Genomic DNA, 20,525 nt, shown 5'->3' with positions numbered 1-20,525 from the left:
GTCAGTTGTCTCCTCGGACGGGGACCGTGGCCGTTGAGGCCTCGGGAAGACGGATGGTGAAGGTGGATCCGGAGCCGAGCTGCGACCACAGGCGGATGTCGCCGCCGTGATTCTGCACCACGTGCTTGACGATCGCGAGGCCCAGGCCGGTGCCGCCGGTGCGACGCGACCGCGCAGGGTCGACCCGGTAGAAGCGCTCGAAGATGCGCTCGCGATCGGCATCGGAGATGCCGTCGCCCTGGTCGGTGACCGCGACCTCGACGATCCCCTGGTCGGTGATTGTCGCCCCGATGCCGATCCGCGAGCCGTCGGGCGAGTAGTGGACGGCGTTCGCCACGAGGTTATGGACGGCCATGGCCAGCTGATCGGCGTTGCCGACCACGGTGGCCTTCTTGCCGCCGCGGGCGAGGATCTCGATCCCTCGCGCGTCAGCCTCGACGCGATTGCGCTCGACGGCCGCCCGGATGACTGTGCGGATGTCGACGATCGACGGCTCGGACAGCGGATCGACCGCCTGCAGGCGCGAGAGCTCGATGATGTCCTGCGTCAGGCGTCCGAGTCGGAGCGACTCGCGAGTGAGGCTCTTGGCGAAGTAGCGCACCTGCTCCTCGTCGTCGGCGGCCTGCTCGAGGGCCTCGGCCAGGAGGCCGACCGCGCCGATCGGAGTCTTGAGCTCGTGGCTGATGTTCGCCACGAAGTCGCGACGGACCTCCTCGAGGCGGTGCGACTCCGTGTTGTCCTGAGCGAGGACCAGTACGTAGCGCGTACCGAGCCGGGCGGCCCGGACATGCATCCGCAGGTCGGTCTCCTGGCGGAGGGTGCGCGCGATCAGGAGGTCTTCGGTCACCGGGTCCTCCGAGAGCCGCGCCCGCTCGATGAGGTCGACCATCTCCGAGTGCGACACCTGCTGCATCGCGACGAGGCCGTGGGCGATAGCCATCGCGGAGGCCTTCTGGACGTTGTTCGACGGATCGACGACGAAGCCGGCGGTGTCGAGCGCGTCGAGAATGGCGCCGACGCCATCGGGAAGGGACACGTCGCTGAGAGCACGAGCCCGACGACCGCGTTCGGCCGCAAAGAAGATCAGGAGAACGAGCCCCGCGCCGATGACGATGCCGAATGCCAGGGAGATCGGCACCAGCCAGGGGGAGTACATGGTTCTCAGGTTAGTGAACAGCAGGTGGACCGCCAGTGCCGCGGTGTCGGCGGCCGCACTAGGTTGGAGACTGTTCTCCTGCGGCTCACCGGTCGTTAACCTGGGCGGTGGAGGCTCGGTCACACTGCGCGGGCGAGATTCTGCGGATCGAGACAGATAATTCTTGACGGGCGCGTCCTGAACCAGGACGCCCCGCACCATGCGGCATGCCGCAACGAAAGGGTCGACCAAGACAATGCGCGAGGTATTCCAGCTAGAGCTCCAGGAGGTCCAGGAGCGGCTCGTAGAGATCTCGTCGATGGTTGCCGTCTCGATCGAGAACGCCACGCGCGCGTTCGGCGAGTCGAACGTCAGCCTGGCCGAGCAGGTCATCGTGGACGACGAGCGGATCGACTCCCTCGCCATCAGCCTCGACGAGCTCGCCATCGACATCCTGGCCCGCCAGCAGCCGGTCGCCCGCGACCTCCGCATCGTCGTCAGCGCTCTCCGCATCTCGGCCTCGCTCGAGCGCATGGGCGACATGGCCGAGCACATCGCCCAGCTCGCCCGCTACCGCTTCCCCGAGAAGGTCGTGCCGAAGAGCCTCCGCCCCACGTTCACCGAGCTCGGCCAGCTCGATGTCGCGATCGCGAAGAAGCTCACCGAGCTCCTCACCACCGAAGACATGCGTCTCGCCGAGGAGATCCGCAACGACGACGACCGCATCGACGAGCTGCACCTGAGCGTCTTCGACAAGGTGCTCGGCGAGACCTGGAAGGGCGCTCCGGCCGACACTGTCGACGCCACGCTGGCCAGCCGCTACCACGAGCGCTTCGCCGACCACGCGGTCTCGATCGCCAAGAAGGTCCAGTACCTCGCGACCGGCGACTGGGTCGGCGCCGAGGTCTAGGTCCGCGAGAAAAGGGGGCCTCGAGCACTGCTCGAGGCCCTTTTCAGTTGCGTCTCGGTTTGCGTTCAAGTCTTGACGACAGTCATTTCGAGGGCAATGATTCGAGCGTGTCAAATCTCCAAGGTCCACCGGCGGACCGCAGGCAGTTCCCGCCTGCCGGGCAGAGTCCCGGCTCGCAGACCTCCCTCCGCAAGCGCAATCAGCAGCGTGTCGTCGAGACGCTCATGCGCGTCGGGGCATCTACTCAGGCGGATCTCGCCCGCCGCACCGGACTCAGCACCGCGACCATCTCGAACATCGTCACGTACATGGCGAAGAACGGCATGGTCAGTCTCACCCCGACGACCAGTTCCGGCCGCAGAGCGGTGTCGGTGCAGCTCATCACCCAGAACGGCACGGTCGCCGCGGGGATCGGCTTCGGCCGCCGGCACCTCAGGGTCGTGCTCGTCTACCCCGACTACACGATCGCGGCCGAGGAGAACGTCGTCCTCGAGCAGAAGTACGATCCGCGCCACGGCTTCGACGTCGCCAAGCAGGTCCTCACTCGCCTGATGGAGCAGACGGGGGTCTCGTGGGAGGCGCTCTCGGGTGTCGGCGTCGGCATCCCGGGATCGATCGACCGCCGCGACCTCATGCCCGTGATCGGCACCGTCTGGGCCGAGTGGGCGTTCGTCGACGTGGTCGTCGAGCTCGAGGACCGCCTCGGCGTCCCAGTCGTGCTCGACAACGACGCCAACCTCGGCAGCGTCGCCGAGACGATCTGGGGGCTCTACGGCGGCACCCGCAATCTCGTGTACCTCAAGGTGGGCTCCGGCATCGGCGCCGGGCTCATCCTGAACGGGCAGCCGTTCAACGGGGCCACCGGCGTGACCGGCGAGGTCGGGCACGTGCAGGTCGTGCCCGACGGTCAGGCCTGCCGCTGCGGCAACCGCGGCTGCCTCGAGGCAGAGGCCTCGATCACCGCGATGCTCGACCGGCTCGGCACCGTCACGCCCATCCAGTCGACGGAGCAGCTCGTCGCCTCGGTCCAGGCGGGCGACGTGGCGGCCCTGCGCGTCATCGAGGATGCCGGCCGTCTCATCGGCCGCGTGGTCGGCGACCTCGCCAGCATCATCAGCCCGGAGGTGATCGTGCTCGGCGGCCCCCTGGCCGTGCTCGGCGACACCCTCCTCGAGCCGATCTCGCGCTCCTTCGCGCGTCACGTCCTGCCACTGGTCCGCGACGCGACCGAGATCGTGGCCTCCACGCTCGACGATCGGGGCGAGGCGCTGGGCGCCGCGGCCCTGGTCTTCCACCAGGCGGCAGTCCGCGTTATCTGAACCTTGCTCGCCTTCAGGCCGCAACGGGAGTAGACCGAATGTGAGCGCTCCCAATGGCAGAGGTTCGTGAAGCCGTTACAAATTCGTTGCGTTAACCTTTTGACGCCAGCGCCGGATCGGCCTACTGTGATCCCGGGCCAAGTGGCCAGCGGGGCGACGAAGCTCAACCCGACAACGATGTCTTTAGAAAAATGGCGGTGCACAATGGCTGGTTCACCAACCATCCTCGAGATGCGCTCGATCACCAAGGAGTTCCCTGGTGTGAAGGCCCTCTCTGACGTGAACCTGACCGTGAAGGCCGGCGAGATCCACGCGATCTGCGGCGAGAACGGTGCAGGCAAGTCGACCCTGATGAAGGTCCTCTCGGGCGTCTACCCCTTCGGGACGTACTCGGGCGACATCGTCTACGAGTCGCAGGTCGCCCAGTTCTCGGGCATCAAGCAGTCCGAGGCCGCAGGCATCGTGATCATCCACCAGGAGCTCGCGCTCATCCCCGAGCTGTCGATCACCGAGAACATCTTCCTCGGCAACGAGCCCGGCAAGCGCGGCGTCATTAACTGGATCGAAGCCCAGCGCACGGCGAAAGACCTGCTGGCCCGCGTCGGACTCACCGAGAACCCCGACCAGAAGATCAAATCGCTCGGCGTCGGCAAGCAGCAGCTCGTGGAGATCGCGAAAGCCCTCAACAAGAGCGTCAAGCTGCTCATCCTCGACGAGCCCACCGCCGCGCTCAACGAGCAGGAGTCGCAGCACCTCCTCGACCTCATCGTCGGCCTCAAGGCCCGCGGCATCACCTCGATCATGATCAGCCACAAGCTGAACGAGATCGAGCAGATCGCTGACACCATCACGATCCTCCGCGACGGCAAGACGATCGAGTCGCTCGACGTCAAGGCCGACGGCGTCAACGAAGACCGCATCATCCGCGGCATGGTCGGCCGCTCGCTCGAGAGCCGCTTCCCCGACCGGACGCCGAACATCGGCGAGAAGTTCTTCGAGGTCACCAACTGGACGGTGCGCCACCCGCTCGACCCCGAGCGCCTCGTCTGCAAGAACGAGAACTTCTTCGTCCGCCGCGGCGAGATCGTCGGCTTCGCGGGCCTCATGGGCGCCGGCCGCACCGAGCTCGCGATGAGCATCTTCGGCCACTCGTACGGCACCTTCGTGTCGGGCGAGGTCTACAAGGACGGCCGCGAGATCCGCACCGACACGGTGGCCCACGCCATCAAGAACGGCATCGGCTACGTCTCCGAAGACCGCAAGGCCCTCGGCCTGAACCTGCTCGACACGATCAAGCGATCGACGGTCGCCGCGGGCCTCCCCAAGATCACGCACAACGGCGTCGTCTCCTCGGTCGAGGAGTACGAGGTCTCCGAGCGCTACCGCCGCAGCCTCCGCACCAAGGCCTCGAGCGTCGACCAGGGCGTCTCGAAGCTGTCGGGCGGCAACCAGCAGAAGGTCGTCCTCGCCAAGTGGATGTTCACCGACCCCGACCTGCTGATCCTCGACGAGCCGACCCGCGGCATCGACGTGGGCGCCAAGTTCGAGATCTACGGCATCATCCAGGACCTCGCGGCCCAGGGCAAAGCCGTGATCCTCATCTCCTCCGAGCTCCCGGAGCTCCTCGGCCTCTCGGATCGCATCTACACGATCTTCGAAGGCTCCATCACCAATGAATTGACCGCAGCCGAGGCCGACCCCGAGTCGCTGATGGTGAGCATGACCTCGAAAAGGACAACGGTTCGATGACGAACATCAAGAAGAACATCGACAGCATCCTCGGCAACAAGGGGGGCGGGATCAGCCAGTACGGCATGATCATCGCGCTGATCGTGATCATCATCGGCTTCCAGATCTGGACCGGTGGCAACACCCTCGCTCCCGGAAACGTCATCAACGTCTTCCAGCAGTACTCGTACATCCTGATCCTGGCCATCGGCATGGTGATGGTCATCGTCGCCGGTCACATCGACCTGTCGGTCGGCTCCGTCGCGGCGTTCGTCGGCATCATCGTGGCGCAGGCCATGGCGGTCTGGCACTGGTCGTGGTGGGCCGCGATCATCCTCGGCCTCGTGGTCGGCGTGCTCGTCGGCGCATGGCAGGGCTTCTGGGTCGCCTACGTGCGAGTCCCCGCGTTCATCGTGACCCTCGCCGGTCAGCTGATCTTCCGAGGCGCCAACCAGGCCATCGGCAACTCGACCGCCGTGCCGGTGCCCGACGACTTCCAGAACATCGGCAACGGCTACATCAGCGACTTCGGCCCCAACACCGGCTTCAGCAACGGCACCCTGCTCCTCGGCATCGTCACGATCGTCGCGATCGTCATCTTCGAATTCCGTGCCCGCAACAACCGCGTCAAGATGGGCGCGCAGCCGGCTCCGCTGTGGACCAGCATCGTCCGCATCGTCGTGCTCGGCGGCGTCACCGCCTACGCCACCATCCTGTTCGCCTCGGGTCGCCCCAACACGTCCGTCCCGATCGTCGCGATCATCCTCGGCGTGCTCGTCATCATCTACGGCTTCGTCACGAACACCACCACCTTCGGCCGCCACCTCTACGCAGTCGGCGGCAACTCGAACGCCGCGGTCCTCTCGGGCGTCAACTCGCGCCGCGTCAACTTCCTCGTCATGCTCAACATGTCGGTGCTCGCCGCCGTCGCCGGCATGGTGTTCGTCGGCTACTCGGGTTCGTCCGGCCCGGCTGACGGAACCGGCTGGGAGCTCGACGCGATCGCCGCCGTCTTCGTCGGTGGAGCCGCGGTCGCGGGTGGCGTCGGAACCGTCGTCGCCTCGATCATCGGTGGTCTCGTCCTCGCGTTCCTGGCTAACGGCCTCTCGCTCAAGGGCATCGACACCAACCTGGTCCAGATCATCCGCGGTCTCGTCCTCCTGATCGCCGTCGCGTTCGACGTCTACAACAAGACTCAGGGCCGCCCGTCGATCACCGGCTACCTGACCCGCGGCTTCGGTCGCAAGAACAAGAAGGACGACGGACCCACGTCCGGCGGCCTGAAGGGCTCCGGCGCGCAGCCGCAGTCGATCGACCAGGACTCACAGGTTTTGCTTCCCTGAGCGGCGCACTCGCAGGCCCCTCAGGCACCAGCAGAAACACGGGATGCACCACTCGTCCCACAGCACCGGATGCACCAGCACCCACACCACGTGCGCCCAGGCGCACACCACCACAGAAATGAAAGAAGCCTTTCAATGAAGAAACAGCTCATCGGCGGCCTCGCGGTCGCTGCTCTGACCGTCGTCACGCTGACCTCGTGCTCCGGAACCGCCCGCGGCGGCTCGGACTCGGGTTCGTCGGTCGACATCCCCAAGGGCTCGACCATCGGCGTCGCGCTGCCCGCCAAGACCTCGCAGAACTGGGTGCTCGCCAAGGCCGCGTTCGAGAAGTCGCTCGCCGCCGCCGGCTTCAAGGCCGACGTGCAGTACGCCGCCGCCTCGTCGACGGTCACCGACCAGCAGAACCAGATCTCGGGCATGGTCACCAAGGGCGACAAGGCGATCATCATCGCCGCCCAGGACGGCTCGCAGCTCGGCACCCAGGTCAAGCAGGCCAAGGACGCCGGCATCCCCGTCATCGCATGGGACCGCAACATCACCGGCACGAAGAACGTCGACTACTACGTCGCGTTCAACAACTTCAAGGTCGGCCAGCTGCAGGGCCAGGCGCTCCTCGACGGTCTCGCCAAGCTGAAGGGCGACGGCCCGTACAACATCGAGCTGTTCGCCGGTTCGCCCGACGACGCGAACGCCCCGGTGTTCTTCAACGGCGCCATGGACGTGCTCCAGCCGAAGATCGACGACGGCACGCTCAAGGTCGTCTCGAAGCAGACCACCTTCAAGCAGGTCTCGACGCAGGGCTGGCTCGCTCAGAACGCCCAGTCGCGCATGAGCAACCTGCTCCAGGCCGACTACTCCGGTTCGACGAAGCTCGACGGCGTCCTCTCCCCCAACGACACCCTGGGCCGTGCGATCCTGCAGGCCACGAAGTCCGCTGGAAAGCCCAACCCGGTCGTCACGGGTCAGGACTCCGAGACCGCGTCGATCCCGCTCATCATGAACGGCACGCAGTACTCGACCATCTACAAGAACACCGACACCGAGGCTCAGGCCGCGGTCGACCTCGTCACCACCCTCTCGAAGGGCGACAAGCCGAAGACGGTGCTCGACAAGAAGAACAACTACAACGGCGTCAAGACGGTTCCGGCCATCGAGCTGACCCCGATCCTCATCACCAAGGACAACGCGGTGAAGGAGTACGCCAACAACTCGACCCTCGAGGCGCTGGCCAAGGCCGGTCAGTAACACCTCCCGGCTCGCACAGGACCCCCGCTCGGCTTCGGCCGGGCGGGGGTCCTTGCGTCGAGGCGCGGGCGCAGGAACTCCCTGCCGTCGATCAGCTGAGCCGTCATCGGCGGGTACTCCTCCGTTCGGGCTCACCCCCGGAGGCCTGCCCGTTCCGGCGGGCACCCGCGAAGCGCCCCCTACTGCCGCGCGGCGATCTCGCGGTCGAGCCACTCGCCCAGCAGCTCGCGCTCCGGCACCGACAGCGACTCGAGCGAGGGCGCGACAGCACGCAGGGCCACCGCAGCGGCCAGGACGCCTGCGTCTGCGGGCGGGCCCGCCGGCGCGTCGGTCAGGATCTGAGCCAGCACGGCCTCGTACATCGCATCGGCGGTGCCGAGGTCGTAGCGCTCGAGGACGCTGGCCCGTTCGTCGCCGACCGGGCCGCGCGCCAGCGTCGTGGTGATCGCGCCGACGCCCGCCGAGCTGATCATGTCGACGGCGCGGCTCTCGCTGACGCGGAGCCGCCCGGTGAGCGCTACGCGGTGGAGCCTCGCCTCGAGCACGCGCTGCCCGGCCTTCGCGGACGGCGAGTGGCGCACCCGCAACGGGTCGCTGAGCAGGGAGAAGAGGGCCGGGCTCGACAGTCCGAACTCGAGCTGAGCCGTCCAGCCCGCGCGAAGGTCGACGAGCGGATCGATGTCGCCGGCCTCGGCATCGGCCACGACCGCCGCCTTAGCCGAGACGAACTCCTCCATGACCGTCTCGGCGACGGCCTCGAGCAGGCCCTCCTTGTCGCCGAAGATCCGGTAGATGGTCGGGGCCTGGACGCCCGCGGCCTGGGCCACACCCCGCGTCGTGACGGCGACAGGCCCCTCGTCGCGGAGCAGCCGGGCAGCCACGTCGACGATCCGGGTGCGTGTATCGGCACGGTCGCTGGCCTTGGCGGTCTCGGTCATGAATCGACGATAACGCAGTCTTGCTATCACTGTGTTTCCGCTGGTAGCGTTCCACGGTATTCATCGATAACGGTGATTCGTCGAACGCACGAGAGGCACACCCATGATCGTCATCACCGGAGCCACCGGCGCGCTGAACGGCGCGACCGTCGACCAGCTGCTCACGAGGGTTCCCGCCGCCGAGCTCGCAGTCGTCGCGCGCGACGTCGCGAAAGCCCAGCGCTTCGCCGACCTCGGCATCGACGTGCGCCGCGGCGACTACGCCGACGCTGAGTCGCTTCCCTCCGCGTTCGACGCCGCCGATCAGCTGCTGCTCGTGTCGTCCAGCGACCCCCGCGCCGATGCCGTCGAGCTGCAGCGCACGGCCATCGGCGCCGCCGCAGCCGCGGGCGTCGGCCGGATCCTCTACACGAGCCACCAGGGCGCCGCCGCCGATACCCCATTCGGCCCGGGCCGCGATCACTACGCGACCGAGAAGCTCCTCGCCGAGTCCGGCGTTGCATGGACCTCGCTCCGCAACGGCTTCTATGCCCACAGCCTCGCCTGGCTGCTCGGCCCCTGGCGCGAGACCGGAGTGATCGAGGTGCCCGCCGACGGACCCGTCTCGTGGACCTCGCGCGGCGACGCGGCCGAGGCTGCGGCGCATATCCTGACCGCGGCGACTCCGCGCGAGGGCCTCGTCACGATCACGGCGAGCGCCGCCCCCACCTTCGTCGAGGTCGCCGCGATCGCCTCCGAGCTGACCGGCCGCGAGGTCACGACCCGCGTGGTCGACCCGGAGGAGTGGGTCGCCCGTCAGGTGGCAGCGGGCCAGCCGGAGTTCCTGGCGCGATTCATGCTGGGCATGTACGAGGCTGCCGACTTGGGCTTCTTCGCCGGCACCGATCCCCTGCTCGGCGAGCTGCTCGGGCGCCAGCCGGTCACGGTGCGCGACGTGCTGGCCGCCCCGGCACCCCAGGGGCACTAGGCGGGGCGCCGGCGGAGACGCGAGCGGCCCCGCCGTCGGGGTGCGACGGCGGGGGCCGATTCCTGCGCCCGTGTCGGGACTCAGATGGACGAGGTCAGGCCTCTTGCAGCGTGGCCTCGGCGCGCTCGGGAGTGCCCTCGGCGAGACCCGTGGCGATGGCCCGGCGCGATGTGAGCCACAGCACCACAGCGGCGACGAACACCAGGATCTCGGTGACGGTGAGCGACCAGATGATTCCGCCGAGGCCGAACCAGAGGTTGCCGAAGATCACGATCGGGATGAACAGGACACCCTGCGCCATCGAGATGACGATGGCCGCCGTGGCACGGCCGGTCGCTTGGAAGAGCGAGGTGAGAAGGCCGGTGAAGCCGTTGGCGATCATGGCGACGAGCTGCGCCGTCATTATGGTGGCGCCGATGGCCAGCACCTTCGGGTCGCTGACGAAGGCCGAGAAGATCGGGTCGCGGAAGACGAAGACGACGACGGCCGAGACGACGGTGATCGTTCCGACAGTCAGTGCGCCGGCTCGGAGCGCCGAGGCGAGACGAGCGCCGTCGCCCTTGCCGAACGAGTAGGCGAGGAGCGGCAGGATGCCTAGCGTGACGCCCATCACCAGGAACTCCGGCACCTGAGCGATGCGGACGGCGACTCCCATGGCGGCGAGCGGGCCGTCGCCGTAGCCGGCGGCGAGGTTGTTGAGCACGAGCGACGTGACGATGAGGAAGGCCGACTGGAGCAGCTCGCCGACTCCGACGCCGAAGACCGGCTTGACGATGGCGGGCGAGAGGCTGAACCACTTCGGCGCCAGGCTGATGTGCTCGCTATGGCGGGTGAGCCAGGTGACGAAGTAGACAATGGTGACGACGTTCGAGAGGCCGATCGCCAGAGCGGCGCCTGCGACGCCCCAGTGGAGCACGAGGATGAACAGCACGTCGAACACGAGGTTCGCGACGGTGGAGGCGATCAGGCCGATCATGACCTGGCGGGCTGCGCCCTCGGCGCGCACGATCTGCTCGAGGCAGAACGCGGCGGCCAGCACGGGCACGAACGCCAGCATCACGCCGACGAAGGCGGCTGTCGGTGCGACGGCCACCCCGTGGGCGCCGAGGACCCCGACCAGCGGGTGCAGGAGCACGAGGCCGAGGCCGCCGAGCACGACGCCGACGACGACAGCGCCCCACACCGCGAACGACGCGACGTGCTTGATGTCGCCGGCCTTCTCGGGATCGTTCTCGCTGGCTCCGAGGAGGCGCGAGATGAGTGCGCTTCCGCCGACGCCGAAGACGCCGCCCACGGCCATGACCAGGCCGAGGATCGGCGAGCCGAACGTGACTGCGGCGAGGAGGGCGGTGTCGTGGAGCGAGCCGATGAAGCCGGCGTTGATGACGTTGTAGACGGCGCCGACGATCATCGCGGCGGCCATGGGCACGCAGAGGTGCAGGAGGGCACGCACCATGGGTGCGTTGGAGAGGTACCACCGGTTGGACCGCGCGGACGTCTCGACGTTCGGGGAGGGGGTTTCGGTGCTCATGACTGCTCCTTTCCGGGCAGGGCAAAGCTTCTCGTCGACGGGGCCGACGAAGAGAGAGGTAAGAGGGAGCGCTACTCGGGCCGGGTCGGCTGCGGAAGCACGGAGGTGATCTTGGCGAGCAGGTCGTGGAGCGTGACACGCTCGGCCTCGTCGAGGGGGGCGAGGATCGACTCCTCGGCATCGCGCATGGCGACGTCGAATCCGTCGATGAGCTCGACGCCGGCCGGGGTGGCGAACACGCGCTTGCTGCGCGAGTCGCCCCCGGAGGTGCGGCGCTCGATGAGCCCTCGCCGTTCGAGCCCCTGCAGGAGGCTCGACACGCTCGCGGCGCTCGTCCGGGTGATCGCAGCGATGTCGCGCTGGATCGATCCGGGGTTCTGAACGAGGAATCCCAGTGCGAAGCTCTGCTCGTGCGTGAGCTCGCGCTCGCGAATCCAGTCCATGCCGGCTTCGCGCTGCGCCCAGCCGATCCAGCGCAGGAGGTCCAGGCTGGTCGTGAGGGGTGGGGTGTCCGCGTTCATGGTTAGAACTCTAACCGTTCGAGTTCTAACTGTCAATACTCGAACCTTTAGCGGGTGGCGAGGTGGCCTTCGCCGTCGCACGGCGGACGGCGACCCGACGACGAGGGCCATCTCGAGCCCCGGCGGGCACCGACGTAGGGGACCGTTCGATCTCCAGCGCCGCCCGCGGCACGCCCGCCGACCCGGGGCTGCCGCCCGGCATCGGCGTGTCCTTCGTCGGCCACGGGATCATGCTCGTCGTGCTCGTCATCCGAGCGATCTTCGGCATCATCGCGTCGGTCGCCGCGGGGCGTGGAAGGTTCTACCGCTACCCGGTTCGCGAAGGCGTCGGGGCGCGGCGCACGGCCGAGGTGGCCCCTGCCGTCACCTCGCGGACGCCGACCCGACGCGGGAGGCCACCTCGCGGACGCCGACCCGACGCGGACCGGACGCGGCGCACGCCGGCGCGAAGAGCGCCGACACATCCGGCAGGATTGACCCATGGCCCAGGTCGCAATCATCGTCAACGGCACCCCCGATCCCCGCAAGACCGAGATCGCCCGCGCGCTCGGAATCCTGCTCGGGTGCCCCGTGCTCGACCCGTCCGTCGTTCAGGAGGCGATCACGAAGCAGACCGGCCCGGTGGCACCGCGTGAGGCCGTGCGCACGCTCGGCGTCGAGACCGTGTGGCGGACGGCTGGGCTCATCGAGGCGGGCGTGATCGTCGACGCGACCCTCACGGCCGACGACGCCGAGACCGTTCGCGCCGGCATCGCGACGGCCGGAGCCCCCCGCGTCGTCGAGGTGTGGTGCGGCCCGGACGGCGGCGCACTGGACATCACGCCGCTCGTCGAGGTCGACGATGTAGCGACCGTCGACATGGACGCCCTCGTGCAGCAGATCAGCGCCCTGTTCGTCTAGCTGCCGCCCGCGACCCGCGCCGCTGAGCCGCTGAACTGCGGCAGCGCGGCAACGCGGAGGCGCTGAAGCCTCCCGATCGGCGCCAGCGATAGTCCCCGGACACCTGTTCAGGCCGATCTCGAGGGTCGAGCGGAGCGGGCGGGCGGGACGGGCGCGGCGGAGCGGGCGGGGCGGGCGGAGCTACAGCAGCCGCCGCTCCAGCGCCCACGCCGTCAGCTCATGGCGCGACGAGAGCTGCAGCTTGCGCAGCACGCTCGACACGTGCGTCTCGACGGTCTTGATCGAGATGAACAGCTCGCTCGCGACCTCCTTGTAGGCGTAGCCGCGCGCGATGAGGCGCATCACCTCGCGCTCGCGGGCCGAAAGGCGGTCGAGCTCGTCGGCCGCGTCAGCCTGCTCGCCGCTCGCGGCCCCGAAGGCGTCGAGCACGAAGCCCGCCAGCCGCGGCGAGAACACGGCGTCTCCCCCGGCGACCGCACGCACGGCGGCACTCACCTCGGCACCCGAGCTGGTCTTCGTGATGTAGCCGCGGGCGCCGCCCCGGATGACCCCGACGACGTCCTCTGCCGAGTCCGAGACGCTCAGCGCCAGGAAGCGCGTGCCGGGAACCCGCGACACCGTCCGCTTCAGCACCTCGGCCCCTCCACCGCCCTGCCCTCCGGGAAGATGCACGTCGAGCAGCACGACGTCGGGCTTCCGCACCAGGATCTCCTCGACGGCGGTCGGCACGTCGGCGGCCTCGGCGAGGACGTCGAGGTCGGGATCGAGGTCGGCGCGGAGTCCCGACCGGAAGATGGAGTGGTCGTCGACGATGAGCACCGAGATGCGCGGGGCCTGGTCGGCGCCGGGGAGTTCCTGCGCGTCGGTCATTCGTCGTCTGCCTTCTCGAGATGGAGCTGCACTTCGGTGCCCACGCCGCCAGCGCCCGGCCGCACGCGGGCGGTTCCGCCGGCGCGGCGCATGCGACCCAGTATCGACTCCCGCACGCCGAGGCGGTCTTCGGGCACGTCGTCGAGCCGGAATCCGGGGCCGCGATCGCGCACGAAGACGTCGACCGAGGCCCGCGTGCTCTCGAGGTAGACCGACACCTCGCCGCCGGCGTGGCGCGCGGCATTGAACATGGCCTCGCGGGCGGCCGCGGCAAGCTCGCCGGTGCCGAGCTCGCTCGTGTCGCCGACCACGACGACCTCGATGCGCACGGCGTAGTCGAGCTCCAGGGCGGCGGCGAACTCGCGGAGCTCTCCGGCCAGGTCGCGCCCGGAGGAGGTCGCGCCGGCGTAGAGCCAGTCGCGGAGCTCGCGTTCCTGCGCCCGGGCGATGCGCGCCACCTCGCTCGAGGCGCCCGCCCGGTTCTGGATCAGCGCCAGCGTCTGCAGCACCGAATCGTGCAGGTGCGCGGCCATCTCGGCGCGCTGCTCGTCGCGGACAACCGCGGTGCGGCGGTCGGCGGCATCTCGACGCAGCGTGAGCACCTGCGGCCCCACGGCGACGGCCGCGGCGGCAGCGGCGACCACGGCGACCAGCAGCCACAGCCACCCCGCCCGCGGCAGTGTCGCGGTCGCCGCCAGCAGCACTGCCACCAGCACGAGACCACCGAAGACCCCGACGCGCAGGAACTGCGCCGACCGCCGCCCCTCCCCCGTCAGCGGCGGCTCGATCGACCGCGACCACCCGACCGCGCCGAGTCCCAGCGCGACCGCCAGCGGCACCGTCACCCCGAACGCCGACGTCGTGCCGGCCCTCAGGGTCACCCCGAACGCCCCCGCCACGAGCACCGCTGCGGATGCGACGAGAAGCGCCGGGACGGAGACCGTCCGGGTCGGCGTCGTATCGCCGGGACGGACGGGCGTCAGCGCCCACAGCCACAGGTAGAGCAGGACGCCCGCCCCGGCGGCGAGGTTCGACAGCACGAAGGCCCACCGCACCGCGGACGGGCTCCAGCCGAGGTGCTCGGCGACTCCGGCGCTGACCCCGCTCACGACGCACTCGCGCGGACGCGTCACCACGCGCGCGGATCGAGGGGTCGGAGTGGTCACCCCAGAATCAAACCATCCGCGGGCTGGTCATCGGGGGCTCGGGGCCGGATCTCAGGGTGCGATCAGGGTGTCACCCCATAGCGGGGACCGCGACGCGGGGCCACCATCGGAGCATGTCAGATCACACCTCCTCTCCGTCCCCGGGGGCCTCGACCTCCGGACGACCCGCGCCGACTCCCGGCCAGGGCTTCTTCGACTGGGTGCGGCGCCTCGGGATCGTCCGTGGCGACGCCTGGGTCGGCGGCGTCTGCGGCGGGATCGCCGCGCGCCTCGGCATCGACCCGCTCATCGTCCGCGGCATCGCCGTCGTCGTCGCACTCCTCGGCGGGCCCGCCTTCCTCGTCTACGCGATCGCCTGGCTCCTGCTCCCCGACGAGGTCGACCGGATCCATCTGCAGACCCTCATCGGCGGTGTGTTCGAGGCGGCGACGGCCGGCGTGATCGTGTTCGTGCTGCTGTCGTTCCTGCCGTTGGCGCAGGGCGTGTGGTGGGCGGCCGCCTGGCCGTTCGGCAGCAGCATCGGCTGGGCCGACAGCCTGGGGCGCGTCTTCTGGAGCGCCCTGGTCATCGGAGCCATCGTGTGGCTCGTCGTCTGGGCGACGCGGCGAGCGGGGTGGAACGGCCGCTCGTGGGGGGCGTCGGCTTCTCAGGACGCACCGTCCAGCGCTTCGGCCCCCGCTGCTCCGGACTCTGCTGCGCCGGCCCCAGCTGCTGCGGCGGCCGCGGACGCCCGGACCATGGCGGCCAGCTTCCTCGACAAGGAGCCGGCGGGCGCCGCACCGACCGCACCACCTCGTCCCGCGGCCGGCGCGACCCCGGCCGCCGTCGACGAGTGGCGCGCACGGCAGGACGAGTGGCGCGCCCGCTACGACGAGTGGAAGGACCGGCAGGCCGACTCCAACCGCGCCGCCCGCGAGCAGCGGAACGCCGAAGCTGCGGCGCGCAGCGCCGAGGCCTTCGAGCGGGCCCGACTCGACCGCATCGCCAACCCGCGCATCAGCGGCTCCTTCGTTGCGATCACGCTCGGACTCGCCCTGATGGCCGGTGCGATCTGCGTGGCGGTGGGCTGGTCGATGCCCGGGGTCCGCGGCTGGGAGGCGGCGGTCGGCACGGCCGCAGCGACGGTCGTCGTCGGCCTGGCGATGATTGTCGCCGGTGCCCTGAAACGACGGAGCGGCGTCCTGGCGTTCTTCGCCATCGTGCTGACCGTGGTCACCGCGATGCTGCTCCTCGGCACGACCTTCATCGGTCGCGGCTACTCGCTCTACTTCACGTACTGAACCGAAAGCGATCATCATGAACGACACCAGCACTCCGGCTACGCCGTCGCGCGAAGGGCCCTCGGGCCCGGCTTCAGAACCCGCCACCGCGCCGTTCGCCGCCACCCCGTTCGCCGCCCCGCCGGCCCCCTCGACTCCGGCGCTCCCCCGGGTCCGCTGGGCCGGGATCGTCTGGGGCGCCGTGTTCGCCGCCCTCGGCATCACGGTCATGAGCGTGCTGTCGAGCGACGCCTCCCGCTACTCCTTCGCCGTCTGGGCGCAGAGCCTCGGCCCGTGGGGGGCCGGCCTCGTGGCGGTCGTCGCGCTCGGGGCACTGCTGCTCGTGACCGGCGTGCTCGGCGCGATCGCGCGAGCTCAGCGGGCGCGCTGAGCCTCCGCTCGCTGAACTTCCGCTCGCCGACCCTCCGCTCGCTGACCCTCCGCCCCGCCTGAACTCTCCGATCCGGGCCAAACCCTCCGAACCGGGCCGAACCCTCCGAATCGGCCACCGGACCCGCCCGCGGACGGGTGCTCAGCCCGGATCAGGGGGCCTAGCGTGTCCGGGCCTAGGACGACCAGGCCTGACGCACCCCGGCCTGACGCTCCCGGGCCTGGCGCACCCGGGTCAGGCGCCGAGCGCCCCCGTCACGAACCGGAGCGCATCGGCCTGCGAGACGCCGAGCCGCGCGATCCTCTCCGCGTAGGCCTGAGCGGCCTCCTGGGCCTGCTGCGCGGCGACCTCGCCCTGAGCCTGCACGACCGTCCCGTTGCGTCCGCGTGTCTCGACGAACCCGTCGGCTTCGAGCTCTCGGTAGGCGCGCGCCACCGTGTTGGGAGCGATCCCGAGGTCCTCGGCAAGGCGGCGCACCGTCGGCAGTCGCTGGCCCATGGGGAGGGTGCCGTCCCGCACCTGCTCGGCGAGCTGGAGGCGCAGCTGCTCGAAGGGCGGTACCGGCGACCGCGGGTCGAGGACGATCATGCGTGCCGCGCCTGGGCGCTCTCGCGTTCTCGACGCGCTTGACGCTCCTCCGGCGTTCCGCGCCGCGCGTTCGGCCACAGCTGCGTGAGGTACCAGGTCGGGGTCGACCGGTAGATCCAGGCGAACACCGCGTACACGCCCAGAAGAGACAGCGCCACTCCGATCGACAGGCCCGACGGGCTCGCCGGGCCCGGCGTGATCACCGTCCAGTACGAGCCGAGGCCGACCGCGAGCACGGGCGCGTAGAGCATGGCGCGGAGAGCCGACGAGGTGAGAGCGTCGTTCCAGACGAGCTCGTCGGTGGAGGTCGACGGACGCCCCCGCCGCACGAGTCGGCGGCCGAGCACTTCGAACAGGATCAGGCACGCGACGGCGATCACCACCAGGACCTCGCCCGGCCCGACGCTGAGGCCCGGGCCTCGCAGCGCGCCCTGCTGCCAGCGGACCACGGCGACGGTCACCGCGGCGAGCACCACGACCGCCCAGGCGAGCCCTCTGAGCAGAGAGACGATGTAGTCCGAGATCGTCACCACGTCGGCGCGTGCGATTCGCGGTCGATCGTCGAGTCGCGTCTCGGCCCGTAGCGCCGCCCACGCCGTTCCCAGGGCCGTCCCAGTGGCGGAGCCAGCAAGGACGACGTACAGGGCGACCAGCTGCTCGTTCATGTCGCCGCGGGTCCAGCCGTAGCCCCACGATAAGAACACGCCGGGCACCAGCCCGATGACACCGCCGATGCTGCTGGCCAGGAGCCGCGAGGCCACTCGGTCGCGGATCATGCCGTCGAGCTCGTCGGGCACGCCGAGCCCGACGCGTTCGGCGAGCTTGCCGATCCGCCAGGTCTGGAACGCAGGAACTCGCGAGAGCACCGCCGTGCCCACCAGCAGGCCGCCCAGGATGACGCACTCTGCCACGAAGAAAAGACTCATCGACCACTCCTTTGTAGCGATGATTGTCTCAATGTGTTGCTACAAAAGCAACACTGCAGATGTACGCCCTACTTCTTGCCCTGCGCGGCGACAGCAGCAGCACCGGCGGCAGCGGCCTCGGGGTCGAGGTACCTGCCCGGGCCGGTCGGGTGGAAGTCGTCGTCGAGCTCGTAGACGAGCGGGATGCCGGTGGGGATGTTCAGCTCGGCGATCTCGTCGTCCGAGATGCCGTCGAGGTGCTTGACCAGCGCGCGCAGCGAGTTGCCGTGCGCAGTGACAAGCACGACGTCGCCGGCGGCCAGGCTCTCCGTGATGTCGCTCTCCCAGTAGGGGATCATGCGCTCGATGACGAGTGCGAGCGACTCCGTGCGGGGGGCGTCGATCCCGAGCTCGGCGTAGCGCTTGTCGTGCGCCTGCGAGAACTCGCTGTCGTCATCGAGCGGCGGCGGCGGCACGTCGAACGAGCGGCGCCAGGTCTGGAACTGCTCGGGGCCGTACTCCTCGAGGGTCTGCGCCTTGTCTTTGCCCTGGAGGGCACCGTAGTGACGCTCGTTCAGACGCCAGGATCGCTTGACGTCGATCCAGAGGCGGTCAATCTCTTCGAGAGCGATGTCGGCCGTCTGGATCGCCCGGGTCAGGCGCGATGTGTAGAGGATGTCGGGCAGCAGGTCGGCGTCGCGGAGAAGCTCGCCGGCGCGCTTCGCCTCGGCGATACCCTGCTCGCTCAGGCGGACGTCGACCCACCCGGTGAAGAGGTTCTTCTGATTCCACTCGCTGTTGCCGTGCCTGAGGAGGATGAGGGTCGAAGTCATGGCCACGATCCTATCGCCGCCTCTCGGCAGGCGACGCCGTCTTACGATGGGTGCCATGCCGATCGGTCAGGTCACTCGGGGGACGACGGGCGCGAACCGTCTTCGCCGCGTCGATCGGTGGATCGCCGCGCTTCCCGAGTTCCTGCGCTCCCCTGATCCGCTCGTGGTCGACCTCGGCTACGGTGCCAGCGCGACGACTCCGCTCGAGCTGCACCAGCGCCTCTCGCGGGTGCGCGACGACGTCGAGGTGATCGGCATCGAGATCGAGCCGGAGCGCGTGGCGACAGCATCGCTGTCGGCGAGGCCCGGGGTGTCGTTCCGGCTCGGCGGCTTCGAGGTGCCGCTCGACGGCGACCGGCGGCCCGCAGTGATCCGCGCGTTCAACGTGCTGCGGCAGTACTCCGAAGCAGATGTCCCCGCCGCCTGGGACCTCATGACGTCGCGCCTGGCTCCTGACGGGGTGCTCGTCGAGGGCACCTGCAACGAGGTCGGCCGGGTCGCGAGCTGGATCGACCTCACCGCCGACGGCCCGCGCACCTTGACTGCCTCGCTGCATCTGGCGTCGCTCGAGACTCCGTCGATCATCGCCGAGCGGCTTCCCAAGGCGCTGATCCACCGCAATGTCGAGGGTGAGCGTGTGCACGCCTTCCTCGACGACCTGAGCCGGAACTGGCAGTACAACGCCGGGCTCGCCGTCTACTCGCCGGTGCAGCGGTGGCTCGCCACCGTCGATGCCATGCGCGACGGGGGCTGGCCCGTGCTGCACGGCCGCACCCGCTGGCGTCTCGGCGAGATCACGGTGCCGTGGGCCTCGGTCGCGCCGGCTCCTGCGACCCTGCCGCCGGGGGCGCAGTAGCGGCCAGCTCAACCCCCGTGCTCGCCGGGCCGGACGCCGGCTAGAGCGCCGGCAGACGCCCGCGGGCGTCGTCGTGCGCCATCCCCGTCGCCATGAGCAGGTCGATGACGAGCGGGCGCAGCATCAGCACGAGCACGGTCTCGCCGACCGGCGCTCCGGGCAGGACGAGAGCCGGGTCGAGCCTGCCGCCGACGGCCTCAAGCGCGTCACGGGCAGCGGGCCGCTTCTCGACGTCGGAGAGCGACTCCCCCAGCACCTGGGTCGCGACGGCGATCCGCGAGACGAGGTCGGCCAGCTCGGGACGTCGTCGGCCGTCGCCGATCGTCGTGTCGATTCGGCGCGTGACGACCCGCAGGTTGCGGACGGCGAGGTCGAGGTAGCGCAGCAGGCGGGCCTCCTCGGTCACGGCAGGGAGCCGCCGCCTCAGGAAGGGCGAGATGCGCGAGATCGACTGCGCCGTTCCGAGGGTCGCCGCCCAGTCGTCGAGAAGCGGCTGCGTCGCCCGCAGCCGGTCGAGCGCCGCGTCGGCCCGGCGCACGTCGTCATGCCGCAGAGCGGCGACGATCGCGGCGAAGGCGGGCTCGAGCTCGGCGAAGAGACGCCGGGCGTCGGCGCGAGCGAGGCCGATCGGGTCACGCGGGATGATCGCCGTGACAGCGATCGCGACGGCGCCTCCGACCAGGCCGTCGAGCGACCGGGTGAAGGGCCCTCCCGCAGGATCCGGCAGCAGCATCACGAACATCGACTGGGTCGCTGCCGCCACCGCGAACGCGCTCGACGCCGAGAAGAACCTGGCGATCACGAGCGCGGCGAGCAGCACGACGCCGTACTGCCAGACGCCCTTGCCGAACACGATGAGCAGCAGCTCGCTCAGGGCGATGCCGATGACGACGCCGATCGCATTCTCGAGCACCCGCCGGGGGCGTGCGTCGCGGGCGAACCCGAGCGACGAGATGGTGACCGTCACGGCCAGGATCGGGATGGCATGCCCGATTCCGTAGTGCGTGATGGCGTAGGCCGCGCCCGCGGCGAGGACGATCTGGATTATCGCCGGGATCGACGACCGGACCCGGGCGAGGGAGGTGACGAGATCGGTACGCGAGAAGAACGGGACGCGCAC

Annotated in this window: 20 protein-coding genes; 10 read left to right on the top strand and 10 right to left on the bottom strand. The window is 69.6% G+C overall.

What is annotated here, in order from left to right; genetic code table 11:
- Position 1 precedes the first annotated feature (1 nt).
- Complete coding sequence (locus EDF46_RS14875; RefSeq protein WP_123507070.1) at positions 2–1,156, bottom strand: cell wall metabolism sensor histidine kinase WalK; 1,155 nt, start codon at positions 1,154–1,156, stop codon at positions 2–4.
- A gap of 235 nt (positions 1,157–1,391) precedes the next feature.
- Here EDF46_RS14875 and phoU point away from each other — a divergent pair, with 235 nt between their 5' ends.
- The 5 genes from phoU (at position 1,392) to EDF46_RS14850 (ending at position 7,680) form a co-directional block, all read left to right on the top strand.
- On the top strand, positions 1,392–2,045 hold the full coding sequence (phoU, locus tag EDF46_RS14870; protein ID WP_123507069.1) for a phosphate signaling complex protein PhoU: 654 nt from the start codon (positions 1,392–1,394) through the stop codon (positions 2,043–2,045).
- A gap of 107 nt (positions 2,046–2,152) precedes the next feature.
- A complete protein-coding gene (locus tag EDF46_RS14865; RefSeq protein ID WP_233580050.1) occupies positions 2,153–3,364 on the top strand; it encodes an ROK family transcriptional regulator in 1,212 nt (403 codons plus the stop codon).
- Positions 3,365–3,568: 204 nt separating this feature from the next.
- Entirely contained in the window at positions 3,569–5,113 is a 1,545-nt protein-coding gene (gene mmsA / locus EDF46_RS14860; protein ID WP_123507067.1) for a multiple monosaccharide ABC transporter ATP-binding protein, read from the top strand.
- On the top strand, positions 5,110–6,435 hold the full coding sequence (gene mmsB, locus EDF46_RS14855; RefSeq protein WP_123507066.1) for a multiple monosaccharide ABC transporter permease: 1,326 nt from the start codon (positions 5,110–5,112) through the stop codon (positions 6,433–6,435). The genes mmsA and mmsB overlap by 4 nt, the downstream gene beginning before the upstream one ends.
- 135 nt (positions 6,436–6,570) lie before the next feature.
- Positions 6,571–7,680 (top strand): sugar-binding protein, encoded by a 1,110-nt coding sequence (locus EDF46_RS14850; protein ID WP_123507065.1) that lies wholly within the window; start codon positions 6,571–6,573, stop codon positions 7,678–7,680.
- 179 nt (positions 7,681–7,859) lie between these two features.
- Here EDF46_RS14850 and EDF46_RS14845 read toward each other — a convergent pair whose 3' ends face one another.
- Entirely contained in the window at positions 7,860–8,618 is a 759-nt protein-coding gene (locus EDF46_RS14845; protein WP_123507064.1) for a TetR/AcrR family transcriptional regulator, read from the bottom strand.
- 103 nt (positions 8,619–8,721) lie between these two features.
- Between EDF46_RS14845 and EDF46_RS14840 the strand changes: the two genes are divergently transcribed.
- Entirely contained in the window at positions 8,722–9,585 is an 864-nt protein-coding gene (locus EDF46_RS14840) for an NAD(P)H-binding protein (protein WP_123507063.1), read from the top strand.
- Between the two features lie 94 nt (positions 9,586–9,679).
- Here EDF46_RS14840 and EDF46_RS14835 read toward each other — a convergent pair whose 3' ends face one another.
- Positions 9,680–11,116: an MATE family efflux transporter gene (locus tag EDF46_RS14835; RefSeq protein WP_123507062.1), complete on the bottom strand. Its 1,437-nt coding sequence runs from the start codon at positions 11,114–11,116 to the stop codon at positions 9,680–9,682.
- A 71-nt stretch (positions 11,117–11,187) separates the two neighbouring features.
- Positions 11,188–11,637, bottom strand: coding sequence for a MarR family winged helix-turn-helix transcriptional regulator (locus EDF46_RS14830; RefSeq protein ID WP_123507061.1), 450 nt, complete (start codon positions 11,635–11,637; stop codon positions 11,188–11,190).
- Between the two features lie 480 nt (positions 11,638–12,117).
- Between EDF46_RS14830 and EDF46_RS14825 the strand changes: the two genes are divergently transcribed.
- Positions 12,118–12,537 (top strand): hypothetical protein, encoded by a 420-nt coding sequence (locus tag EDF46_RS14825; protein ID WP_123507060.1) that lies wholly within the window; start codon positions 12,118–12,120, stop codon positions 12,535–12,537.
- A 180-nt stretch (positions 12,538–12,717) separates the two neighbouring features.
- Here the strand turns inward: EDF46_RS14825 and EDF46_RS14820 are convergent, their stop codons facing one another.
- Both EDF46_RS14820 and EDF46_RS14815 read right to left on the bottom strand, forming a co-directional pair.
- Positions 12,718–13,407 (bottom strand): response regulator transcription factor, encoded by a 690-nt coding sequence (locus EDF46_RS14820; RefSeq protein ID WP_123507059.1) that lies wholly within the window; start codon positions 13,405–13,407, stop codon positions 12,718–12,720.
- Complete coding sequence (locus tag EDF46_RS14815; RefSeq protein WP_123507058.1) at positions 13,404–14,573, bottom strand: ATP-binding protein; 1,170 nt, start codon at positions 14,571–14,573, stop codon at positions 13,404–13,406. The genes EDF46_RS14820 and EDF46_RS14815 overlap by 4 nt, the downstream gene beginning before the upstream one ends.
- Positions 14,574–14,686: 113 nt before the next feature.
- Here EDF46_RS14815 and EDF46_RS14810 point away from each other — a divergent pair, with 113 nt between their 5' ends.
- Together EDF46_RS14810 and EDF46_RS14805 are read left to right on the top strand one after the other, a co-directional pair.
- Complete coding sequence (locus EDF46_RS14810; RefSeq protein WP_123507057.1) at positions 14,687–15,853, top strand: PspC domain-containing protein; 1,167 nt, start codon at positions 14,687–14,689, stop codon at positions 15,851–15,853.
- 16 nt (positions 15,854–15,869) lie between these two features.
- Positions 15,870–16,223, top strand: a complete 354-nt coding sequence (locus EDF46_RS14805; RefSeq protein WP_123507056.1) for a hypothetical protein — start codon at positions 15,870–15,872, stop codon at positions 16,221–16,223.
- A 234-nt stretch (positions 16,224–16,457) separates the two neighbouring features.
- Here EDF46_RS14805 and EDF46_RS14800 read toward each other — a convergent pair whose 3' ends face one another.
- From EDF46_RS14800 to EDF46_RS14790, 3 genes are all read right to left on the bottom strand, one after another.
- Complete coding sequence (locus EDF46_RS14800) at positions 16,458–16,811, bottom strand: GntR family transcriptional regulator (RefSeq protein WP_123507055.1); 354 nt, start codon at positions 16,809–16,811, stop codon at positions 16,458–16,460.
- Complete coding sequence (locus EDF46_RS14795; RefSeq protein WP_123507054.1) at positions 16,808–17,737, bottom strand: hypothetical protein; 930 nt, start codon at positions 17,735–17,737, stop codon at positions 16,808–16,810. The genes EDF46_RS14800 and EDF46_RS14795 overlap by 4 nt, the downstream gene beginning before the upstream one ends.
- Positions 17,738–17,805: 68 nt before the next feature.
- A complete protein-coding gene (locus tag EDF46_RS14790; RefSeq protein WP_199738287.1) occupies positions 17,806–18,555 on the bottom strand; it encodes a phosphoglyceromutase in 750 nt (249 codons plus the stop codon).
- A 40-nt stretch (positions 18,556–18,595) separates the two neighbouring features.
- On the opposite strand from EDF46_RS14790, the gene EDF46_RS14785 reads away from it, so the two are divergent.
- Entirely contained in the window at positions 18,596–19,405 is an 810-nt protein-coding gene (locus EDF46_RS14785; RefSeq protein ID WP_123507052.1) for a class I SAM-dependent methyltransferase, read from the top strand.
- Between the two features lie 40 nt (positions 19,406–19,445).
- Here the strand turns inward: EDF46_RS14785 and EDF46_RS14780 are convergent, their stop codons facing one another.
- A complete protein-coding gene (locus tag EDF46_RS14780) occupies positions 19,446–20,525 on the bottom strand; it encodes an aromatic acid exporter family protein (protein WP_123507051.1) in 1,080 nt (359 codons plus the stop codon).

Origin of the sequence: Frondihabitans sp. PhB188, from assembly GCF_003752365.1 — a bacterium.
In the GTDB taxonomy this organism is placed as follows: domain Bacteria; phylum Actinomycetota; class Actinomycetes; order Actinomycetales; family Microbacteriaceae; genus Frondihabitans.
Note: the sequence above shows the minus strand (reverse complement) of the source record. Positions and strands in the feature narration are given on the sequence as shown.